This is a genomic window from Sphingopyxis macrogoltabida (assembly GCF_001314325.1).
In the GTDB taxonomy this organism is placed as follows: domain Bacteria; phylum Pseudomonadota; class Alphaproteobacteria; order Sphingomonadales; family Sphingomonadaceae; genus Sphingopyxis; species Sphingopyxis macrogoltabida.
Genome location: NZ_CP009429.1, coordinates 2,901,145 through 2,910,419 on the forward strand (window position 1 = coordinate 2,901,145; position 9,275 = coordinate 2,910,419).

The 9,275-nt window shown below is 62.9% G+C and carries 14 protein-coding genes; all 14 read left to right on the top strand.

Annotation, left to right across the window (positions count from 1 at the left end; translation table 11 throughout):
• Positions 1–53: 53 nt before the first annotated feature.
• The 14 genes from LH19_RS28715 (at position 54) to LH19_RS14305 (ending at position 9,186) form a co-directional block, all read left to right on the top strand.
• Entirely contained in the window at positions 54–212 is a 159-nt protein-coding gene (locus tag LH19_RS28715) for a hypothetical protein (protein WP_156344043.1), read from the top strand.
• A gap of 285 nt (positions 213–497) precedes the next feature.
• Positions 498–980 carry a hypothetical protein gene (locus LH19_RS14245; RefSeq protein ID WP_054729162.1) on the top strand — a complete coding sequence of 161 codons (483 nt, stop codon included), beginning with the start codon at positions 498–500 and terminating at the stop codon, positions 978–980.
• On the top strand, positions 916–2,562 hold the full coding sequence (locus LH19_RS14250) for a terminase large subunit (protein WP_234715936.1): 1,647 nt from the start codon (positions 916–918) through the stop codon (positions 2,560–2,562). Before LH19_RS14245 ends, LH19_RS14250 begins: the two co-directional genes overlap by 65 nt.
• Complete coding sequence (locus LH19_RS14255; protein WP_082395723.1) at positions 2,559–3,800, top strand: phage portal protein; 1,242 nt, start codon at positions 2,559–2,561, stop codon at positions 3,798–3,800. Before LH19_RS14250 ends, LH19_RS14255 begins: the two co-directional genes overlap by 4 nt.
• Entirely contained in the window at positions 3,797–4,654 is an 858-nt protein-coding gene (locus LH19_RS14260) for a head maturation protease, ClpP-related (protein WP_054729167.1), read from the top strand. The genes LH19_RS14255 and LH19_RS14260 overlap by 4 nt, the downstream gene beginning before the upstream one ends.
• Positions 4,655–4,671: 17 nt before the next feature.
• Complete coding sequence (locus tag LH19_RS14265; RefSeq protein WP_234715937.1) at positions 4,672–5,991, top strand: phage major capsid protein; 1,320 nt, start codon at positions 4,672–4,674, stop codon at positions 5,989–5,991.
• Positions 5,992–6,033: 42 nt separating this feature from the next.
• Positions 6,034–6,312: a hypothetical protein gene (locus LH19_RS14270; RefSeq protein ID WP_145923463.1), complete on the top strand. Its 279-nt coding sequence runs from the start codon at positions 6,034–6,036 to the stop codon at positions 6,310–6,312.
• A gap of 2 nt (positions 6,313–6,314) precedes the next feature.
• Positions 6,315–6,677 (top strand): hypothetical protein, encoded by a 363-nt coding sequence (locus LH19_RS14275; protein WP_054729172.1) that lies wholly within the window; start codon positions 6,315–6,317, stop codon positions 6,675–6,677.
• A 2-nt stretch (positions 6,678–6,679) separates the two neighbouring features.
• Complete coding sequence (locus LH19_RS14280; protein WP_054729175.1) at positions 6,680–7,180, top strand: head-tail connector protein; 501 nt, start codon at positions 6,680–6,682, stop codon at positions 7,178–7,180.
• Entirely contained in the window at positions 7,180–7,524 is a 345-nt protein-coding gene (locus LH19_RS14285; protein WP_054729178.1) for a head-tail adaptor protein, read from the top strand. The genes LH19_RS14280 and LH19_RS14285 overlap by 1 nt, the downstream gene beginning before the upstream one ends.
• Complete coding sequence (locus LH19_RS14290; RefSeq protein ID WP_082395725.1) at positions 7,517–7,978, top strand: HK97-gp10 family putative phage morphogenesis protein; 462 nt, start codon at positions 7,517–7,519, stop codon at positions 7,976–7,978. Before LH19_RS14285 ends, LH19_RS14290 begins: the two co-directional genes overlap by 8 nt.
• Positions 7,978–8,361: a tail completion protein gp17 gene (gene gp17, locus LH19_RS14295; protein WP_054729182.1), complete on the top strand. Its 384-nt coding sequence runs from the start codon at positions 7,978–7,980 to the stop codon at positions 8,359–8,361. The genes LH19_RS14290 and gp17 overlap by 1 nt, the downstream gene beginning before the upstream one ends.
• A 16-nt stretch (positions 8,362–8,377) precedes the next feature.
• The gene (locus tag LH19_RS14300; protein ID WP_054729185.1) at positions 8,378–8,809 is read left to right on the top strand and encodes a phage tail tube protein; all 432 of its coding nucleotides are present in this window, start codon (positions 8,378–8,380) and stop codon (positions 8,807–8,809) included.
• Complete coding sequence (locus LH19_RS14305; RefSeq protein ID WP_054729188.1) at positions 8,806–9,186, top strand: hypothetical protein; 381 nt, start codon at positions 8,806–8,808, stop codon at positions 9,184–9,186. Before LH19_RS14300 ends, LH19_RS14305 begins: the two co-directional genes overlap by 4 nt.
• The last annotated feature ends 89 nt before the right edge of the window (positions 9,187–9,275 follow it).

Genomic DNA, 9,275 nt, shown 5'->3' on the forward strand with positions numbered 1-9,275 from the left:
CCCCGCCGCCCCCCGGTGCGCCGCCCCCGCCGATGCCCAAATAGGAGAACGTGATGGCCAGTGTGATCCACCGCGTCGACATGAAGCAGGTAAAGATATCGGTGAAGCTGCCGCGCGCCTTCGGGCTCCGCATATGGCTGACTGCCAAGCTTATCCGCCTCGCCGGTCTGGTGGCGCCGGTAACGATCGAGGTCGAGGTGAGCGATGCTTGAGCGGATCCGCATCGCGATCCGCGTTGCCACAAGCGCTGACCTGCCCGACTGGTTTGATGATGGTAGGCTCGCGATCCTCCTTGCCATTGCGTCGGGCCTGCTATCCATCGCCACAATCATTCGAACGGCCTAAAATCACATCGCAATGTGAGCAAAAGGGGCCGGGGGAGGGTCAAAACTTCCCATTTGGGAGGTTGGCTAGCGCGGTGGGCCCACGGAAAAACCACTAACACAGTTTTTTGCCCCGATTTCGCACCCTGAGCGCACATTGCAATGTGAGGCCATATGGCAAAGACGCCGCGCAGGCAGCGGGTCGATACGACCGCTGCCGCGATCAAGATCATGCAGGGGGCGAGCCGCGAGATTGTCCCTCCGGCGCACGTCCCGCTCGACGATTGCGACTGGCCTTTCTGGGAAAGCGTCGTCGCTGAGTTTGCGCGTGCCGAATGGACCGAGCATCAACTCGAACTAGCCGCTTTCCTCGCGAAGGACATGGCCGACGCCGAGCGCAACCGCCGCGAGATTCGCGTCGAAGGCGAGGTTCTGACCGCTACCGGCAAGGCGAACCCGCGCTGCAACGTGCTCGTCGCGATCGGCAACCGCATTCTGGCCACCCGCCGCAGCCTGTCGCTTCATGCGCGCGCGCGAGGCGGCGAGGCCCGCGACGTCGGCAAGCGCAAGGCCGCTGCCAAGGATTTAGAGAATGCAGCAGCCGGCCCCGGCGAAGAGGAAGAAGACGACCTCATCGCCCGCCCCACCGCCCACTAACCCGATCGTCTGCGGGCCAGTCCCGAAGCGGCGGGACTGGCGCAAGCTGAAGACGAGGGAACTTACTCGAGCCGAGCGCAACATGCGCTTTATCGAGATGCACTGCAAAATCCCGGAGGGGCCGAAAGGAACCGTCGGCCAGCCGATCCGGCTCGCGGGGTATCAGGAAGATTTCATCTACGCGGTTTATGACAACCACGTACCGACGAAGACCGCCATCCTGTCGATGGCTCGAAAGAATGCGAAGACCGCGACCATCGCCGCGCTCGTCATCGTCCATATTGCCGGGCCCGAGGCGGTGCAGAACAGCCGCATCAGTTCGGGCGCGCGTTCGAAAAAGCAGGCTGCGGAGGTCTATAACTACGCCTCTAAAATGGTGGCGACCAGTCCGAAGCTTGGCCCGCTGATCAAGCCGGTACCGAGCGGCAAGAAACTGATCGGCCTCCCGATGAACGTGGAATATGAGGCGCTCGCAGCCGAAGGCACGACGGCACACGGCGGCTCGCCGATCGTCGCGATCCTCGACGAGGTCGGCCAGGTCAAAGGGCCGAACGACGATTTCTTCGAAGCCATCATCACGTCGCAAGGTGCCTATGACGACGCGCTGCTGATCGTCATCTCGACGCAGGCGCCGACCGACGCGGCGATGTTGAGCGTGATGATCGACGATGCCGAGACATCGCAGGATCCATCCATCGTCTGCCACGTCTACCGCGCGCCCGACGAATGCGAACTGATGGACGAGACGGCGTGGGCGGCCGCTAACCCTGCAATGGGGCTGTTCCGGTCGAAGGCCGATGTCGCAAATCAGGCGCGCAAGGCCGTGCGAATGCCGTCAAGCGAAGGCCCGTTTCGCGTTCTTTATCTGAACCAGCGGGTCAATATGAACTCGCCGTTTGTGTCTGCGGCCATCTGGAAGAAGGGCAATCGGGAACCGAGCCCGTTTGTCGGGCCGGTTTATGGCGGGCTCGATCTCTCGTCGACCACCGACCTCACCGCCCTCGTCCTGACCAACCGGCAGGCCGACGGGCTGCACGTCCGTCCGTACTTCTGGATGCCGCGCGACACCGTGCTCGAAGCCAAGAAGCGGGACCGCGCACCCTATGACGTCTGGGTCAAGAAGGGGCTGCTGCGCACGACGCCGGGCAAGGTCATCGATTATGATTTCGTCGCCCGCGACATCGGCGCCATCTGCGCCGACCTCGATATTGCGATGATCGCTTTCGACCGCTGGCGGATGGACCGGATGAAATCGGCGCTCGAGCGGCAGGAAGTCGAGTTGCCGCTCGTCGCGTTCGGACAGGGTTTCGCGTCGATGTCGCCCGCGCTCGACGCGCTCGAATCGGATTTGTTGCAGGAACAGCTTTTCCATGGCGGGCACCCGGTGCTCGCGATGTGTGCGGCGAATGCCGTGGCTGTCGAAGATGCCGCGGAAAACCGCAAGCTCGACAAGGCGAAGGCCACGGGTCGCATCGATGGAATGCAGGCGCTCGCCATGGCGGAAGGGGTTGAGACCATGACGGCTGATACCGAAACCTCCACAGACGATTGGCTTGAAAGCCTCCGGGCGAGCGCCGCGTGAGCATTTGGACGAAGGCCCGAAACTGGCTTCTCACCAGCGTGGGACTGACGGACCCCCGTCTGTATGAGGTCCTGAGCGGCCGCTCGGCCGCGGGCGAGACGGTGACGAAAGAGTCTGCGTTGGGGCTCTCGGCCACGTGGGCCTGTGTCAATCTTGTGGCCGGCACCATTGGCAGTTTGCCGATCAACGTGTACCGACCTGGCGCTGACGGCCTGTCTATCGTTGCGAAGGATCACGCCCTCTATTCATTGCTGCACGACAGCCCGAACGCCGACCAGACGGCCTTGGATTTCTGGGAGTTCATTGCTGGATCGATCGAGCTCGATGGCAACGGAATCGCGGAGAAGGTCTTCCTCGGCGACAAGCTGGTAGCGCTCAAGGCGCTGCGTGCCGATTATGTAGGCCGTCAACGCCTCGCCTCGGGCGCGATCGAGTATCGATGGACCGACGAGGACGGGACGCCTCGCGTCGAAACTGAGAAGAAGGTCCTTCATATCCGAGGCTTTGGTGGCGGGCCGCTCGGTGGATTGGCCACCCTTTCCGTATGCCGCAATGCGTTCGGCTCGGCGCAGGCGACGGATCGAGCCGCGTCCGCGGTCTTCGGAAATGGCGCGACTCCGTCGGGTATCCTGTCAACCGACAAGCCGCTGAAGGCAGACCAGCGCAAAGAGGCAGAGGACCTCCTCACACAAAAATTTGCGGGCGCGTTGAATGCCGGGCGTCCGATGCTCCTCGACAACGGATTGTCGTGGACGCAGCTCAGCATCAACCCCGAAGATGCGCAGATGCTAGAAAGCCGCAAGTTCAGCGGCGAGGAAATTTGCCGCCTGTTCGGCGTGCCCCCGGCGATGGTCGGCTATGGCGACAAGGCCTCGAATTGGGGCACCGGTAAGGAGGTCGATGTTCTCGGCTTCCAGAAGTTCAACCTCCGCCGCCGCCTGAAGCGTATCGAGCAGTCGCTGGAGAAGCAGCTACTGACCGCCGCCGATCGCGCGGCCGGTATCACTATTCGGTTCAACATCGAGGCCCTCTTGCGTGGAGCGAGCGCCGAGCGCTCCTCGTTTTATCAGTCCGGCCTGACCAACGGCTGGCTGACGATCAACGAAGTGCGAGCCCTCGAAAACATGCCCCCGGTCGAGGGCGGCGACGTCCCGCGAATGCAGAGCCAGAATGTGCCGATCACCGAGGCCCCACAGATTGGCCACAACGGCGGCCCTCGCTTGGAGGAAACAGAATGAGCCTTCGCCCGCTGCCCGATATTCAGATCGCGCCCCCAAAGGCCGATATGAGCTTCGACCTCGCACCCAAGGCGCTCGCCGCTTGGGAGCCCGTCGCCGCTTCGACCACCGAGGATGACATCATCACCATCTTCGACCCGATCGGGGAGACGTGGGACGGCAAAGGCGTTACGGTCAATCAGATCGCCGAAGCGCTGCGGAGCATCGGCGCAAATCCCGTCACGGTTCAGATTAACAGCCCTGGTGGAAATTTCTTCGACGGGCTCGCTATCTACAATTTGTTCCGCGCGCACGCGGCGATGGTGACCGTCCAAATCATGGGCGTAGCCGCCTCGGCCGCCTCGGTCATCGCAATGGCTGGTGACGAAATTCAGATTGCGCGCTCCGGGCTCATGATGATCCACAACGCCCAATGGATCGCGGTCGGCGACCGTCATGCGATGATCGAAGCGCATGACAGGATGGTTCATTTCGACGAAGCAATGAACTCGCTATATGTCGACCGCACCGGAATCGATGCCGAAGAGATTGGCACGATGATGGACGAAACCACGTTCATGACCGGCCCAGAAGCGCTGGACAAAGGCTTCGCGACCGGCCTGCTCGAAGCCGATGAGGCGCCCACGAAAGTGCGCGCCACCGCGGATCGCTCGCCGCTGTACCGGCTTGAAGCCGTGCTCGCGCGTCAGGGGGTTTCCCGGACCGAGCGCCGCAAGCTAATCAAGGAAATTTCGGACGGTATGCCGCGCGCTGCCGACGAGAACGCCACGCCGCGCGCTGGTGACCCCGCCGTCGAAGACGGCACCGTTGGGCTGAGCCTCGCGCTGGCCCGGATGAAACTGGCACGGGCATAACGCCCTAGGAGACTATCATGCGTAAGAAGCACTTTGGCGGCGTCGCTTTGGCGGCGCTCGGCCCGATGACCCCTGCAGAAATCAAGGCTGGGCGTTATATGCGCGGTCCTGACCACCCCCGCACCGACATGGATACGGCGGCCCTTCTCAAGGAAGTGTCGGCTGAACTGGTCCGCGTCAGCGAGGACTTCACCAAAAAGGCCGACGAGGCGCTGACCGAAGTCAAGAACGCCGGGAAGCTCGCGGAGGAAACCAAGGCGAACGTCGATGAGCTGGCGACCAAGCAGACCGGTCTGATCGGACAGGTCGACGAACTGAAGGCCCAGCTCGGCGAAGTCGAGCAGCAGGTCGTTCGCCGTGGCCCCGAAAACGGCGGCTCTCGTACCCAGAGCGTCGGCGCGCAGCTCATCAGCGATCCGGATAAGATCAAGGCATTTGCCACGGCCCTTCAGGGCGGGCAGCGCCTCAACGTCCCGATCCAGAACGTGCAGGCGGCGCTCATCAGTTCGGGCGTCGGCGAAGGCATCGTCGAGCCGCAGCGCCTGCCGGGCGTCGATCAGATGCCGAAACAGCGCCTGTTCATCCGCGACCTGATCGCACCCGGCCGTACCGGCTCGCCCGCGATCTTCTGGGTGCAGCAGACTGGATTCGTGAATAACGCTGCGGCTGTCGCGGAAAACACGAAGAAGCCGGAATCGACGATCAGCTTCGACAGCAAGATCACGCCGGTTGCGACGATCGCGCACCTGTTCAAGGCGTCGAAGCAAATCCTCGACGACTTCCCGCAGCTTCAGTCGACGGTCGACGCCGAAATGCGTTACGGACTGAAATTCGCCGAGGAGCAGGAAATCCTGTTCGGCGATGGGACCGGCGTGCATCTGCTCGGCATTGTGCCGCAGGCTCAGGCTTTCGACCCTGCGTTCACGGTCGACTTCCAGAGTCCGATCGACGATCTCCGCCTTGCGATGTTGCAGTCGCAGCTTGCCCGCCTCCCGGCTGACGGCTTCGTCCTTCATTTCATCGACTGGGCGAAGATCGAACTGACCAAGGATGCGAACGGCCAGTACATCCTCGCCAACCCGCTCGGTCTCGCTGGTCCGACCCTCTGGGGTCTGCCCGTCGTTTCGACCGAGGTGCCGGAATTTGAGGGCGAGTTCCTGACCGGCCCGTTCAAGACCGGCGCGCAGTTGTTTGACCGCGAAGATGCCAACGTCGTGATCTCGACCGAGAACAACGACGACTTCGAAAAGAACATGATCACCATCCGTTGCGAAGAGCGCGCTGCGCTCGCGGTGAAGCGCCCCGAGGGTTTCATCACTGGCCCCTTCAGCTCGTAACAGCAGCCGGCCCGGCTTCGTCCGGGCCGGTCACCCAAGGAGGTGACCATGAAGGTCAGAGCATTGCGGACCATCCGCACCGACGCCGGGAACGTAAAGCGCGGGACAGTTTCCCCCGACCTTAGCGGTCCCGTAGCCAAATCGCTGATCGATCGCGGCCTCGCCGAAGCGATCGAGGACGAGGCGGATGCCGAGGAAAAAGCACCGAAGCCGCACGTTGCGGCGAAACCCAAGCCCACGGAAAGCGCGGAGGCGAACGCCAAAGCGCGAAAAACGGACGCCGCGGATGATCCCGCCGCCTCCGATGCGAAAGGAAAATAGTCATGCGCCGTCTCTCTGTTGAAATCACCACCGCTGCCGACGGCAGCGCCACTGCTTACTCGCCCCGAGTGTCGGGCGCGGTCCATTCGATCGTGTACGAGAAGATCGACTTTGCCGATGGCGTCGACTTCACCGTCACCGCCGAAAAGACCGGCGAAGGTATCTGGGCCGAGAGCAACGTCAACGCCGCGGCCTCGCGCTACCCGCGCGCCGCGACGCACACGACCGCCGGCGCGGCAGCTCTCTATGCGTCGGGCGGAACCGCTGTGCTCGACAAGCCCGCGATCGCGAACGACCGTTTCAAGATCGTGATCGCGCAGGGCGGGAATGCCAAAAGCGGCGTTCTCCACTTCTTGGTCGATTGATCATGGTCGATATCGCGCTCGCGAAACAGCATCTCGAATATGATGACACGGATCGCGACGCGCTGATCGGCCAGTATATCGCGGCGGCGGCGGCGTGGGTGGAGGGCTATACTGGCCTTCTGCTCACCCGCCGCGCCGTCACGCGGCGCTTCGCCAGCGCCGCCGCATATGTTGACCTGCATGTCGGACCGGCGCCGGTGATCGACAGCATCACCTATCAGGATAGCGATCTTGTCGAGACGACGATCGCAGACACAGAATATACTCTCGTCGATGGACGGCTCTATCCTGCATCGGCATGGCCCTATGCCCGGTACGGCCTCGTCGCCACCATTACGGCGGGCTTCGAGGACGGAGTACCCGCCGACCTGATCAGCGCCCAACTCCTGTTGATCGGCCATATGTTCGCCAATCGCGAAACGGTGATCACCGGCACGATCGCGACCGCCCTGCCCCTTGGCGTTGAGGCGCTGTGCCAGCCGCACCGGTTGGTACTCGTCTGATGCAAGCCGGGCGCCGCGACCGGAAGGTTTCGATCCAGCGACAGGGTGCGCCGGTCGATGACGGGTATACGATGAAGCCGGGTGCCTGGGCAGAGCTTGCGACGCGGAAGGCCCAGATCATCTGGCCGAAGGGCTCCGAACCTTTCGAGCAGGAGGGCATCGTGAGCCAGAAGCCCGCGACATTCATCCTGCCTTCCGACAGTCTGACCCGGACGATCACGACGCGCGACCGCATCGTTTATGGCGGGCAGGCCTATGACCTGAAAAGCGTCAACGACATCGGTCGCAACGAAGGCGTCGAATGCGTCGGCGTCTCGGATCCGGCTCGGCCGTCCGATGTCTAGTTTCAAATTCGAGGGCGGCAAGGAGCTGGAGGCCGCCCTAATGAATCTCGGCTCGCGCGTGACGGCGCGCAACGTCGGCCGCCGGGCGCTGACCAAGGCAGCGGAGCCCATCGCCGCAAAGGCGCGGTTGCTTGCGCCGAAAGATGAGGGCGACCTTGAGCGCTCGATCAAGGTCGGGAAAGCGATCCCGGCCTACCAGCGTGACGGAAACCGAGGGGACTATATCGCAGTCTTTGTCGGGATCGACGCGAGCGTTGATGAGCGTCTCGTCGTGTACGCCGCCGAGCAGGAGCGCGGCAACCCTGCTCGGAACCTTGAGGCCCAGCCCTACATGCGGCCCGCGTGGGACAGCGAGAAAGGCAAGGCGGTCGACCGGATCGCGCCCGAGCTGTGGGATGAGATCACCGCGGCCAACGCGCGCGCGGCGCGCAAGGCCGAGCGAAAGGCGAAGTGATGGAGGAAGCGCTTCGTTCCCGCCTGAAAGCAGCCGGACCGGTCGCCGCTATCGTCGGCACGCGGATCGATTGGGGCCTCCGGCCTCAGGGCGACCCGTACCCGTCCGTCGTCCTGAAGGTGATCAGCGATCCGATGCCGCAGGATTACAAGGGTTTCATCGCGATGCGCGAGACGCGCGTTCAGATCGATTGCCTAGCCGATGATCGGCTTACCGCCATCGCGCTTCGCAAAGCCGTCATCACCGCGATCGTCGCGGGCGGCACATATTTCGGCACGCGCTTCGGCCGTGCCTTCATCGACTCCGTTCGGGATTTGGGAGCGAAGACCGGCACGGAATTTGTCCATCGCGACAGCATCGACGCTCTCATCTGGCATAACTGAACCATAGGAGGCCTATATGGCTGGAGAAGGTATCGGGTGGGGCACGGAGTTCCACCTGCACAACGGCACGTCCCTCATCGAACTGCTCGGCGTTTTCAATGTCGGCATTCCCGAAGCGACCTCGGACGACGTCGAGATCACGCATTACAAGTCGCCCGACAAGTACCGCGAGTTCATTCAGGGGCTCAAGGATCGCGGCGAGTTCGTCGTCGAGATGAACTATGTCGCGGGCAGCGCGACCGACTTGCTGTGCCAGGCGGCGCTGAACGCAGGCGATACCCGCCCGTTCAAGACCGTCCTTCCCGATGACGCCGGCGATCCGGCGTGGGAGATCGAGGGCACGGCCTATGCGAAGGGCTACGCCCGCAACATCCCAGTCGATGATCGCATGACCGCGCAGCTCACATTCCGCGTCAGCGGCAACGTCACCGAAGGAGCGCCGGCATGAACCCGACCGTTAAGCACGTCACCGTGGGCGACAATGCCCTGACCCTGACCTTCAACTTCGGGACCATGTGCACCGCTGAAAAGGAACTCGGCAAGCCCTTTCAAAGCTTGTGGGCTACCGGCGAAGGGGCCGTGTCGGGCGTATCTTTCGATACCATTTCAATTCTGTGGTGGGCGGCCCTTCAGCGCAAACACCGCATGAGCCGCGATGGCGCCAATGCCTTGGTCGATGATGCGGGCATCGAGCAGGTTTCGACCTGGCTGACCGAAGGCATGGCCGACTATTTCGGGACCAGTTCGAAGGCCGACGGTGAGGCCGATGCCGACCCCGCGCCCGACGAACCGAAGGCGGGAAACGCCAAACGCAAGAAGGGCTAGATTACTTCGGCCTTCTGGAAAATTGGGTCGCAGCCGGCTTTGCTCCCGGCGAATTTTGGGAGCAGTCGGTTGCCACCTTCAACGCGGCG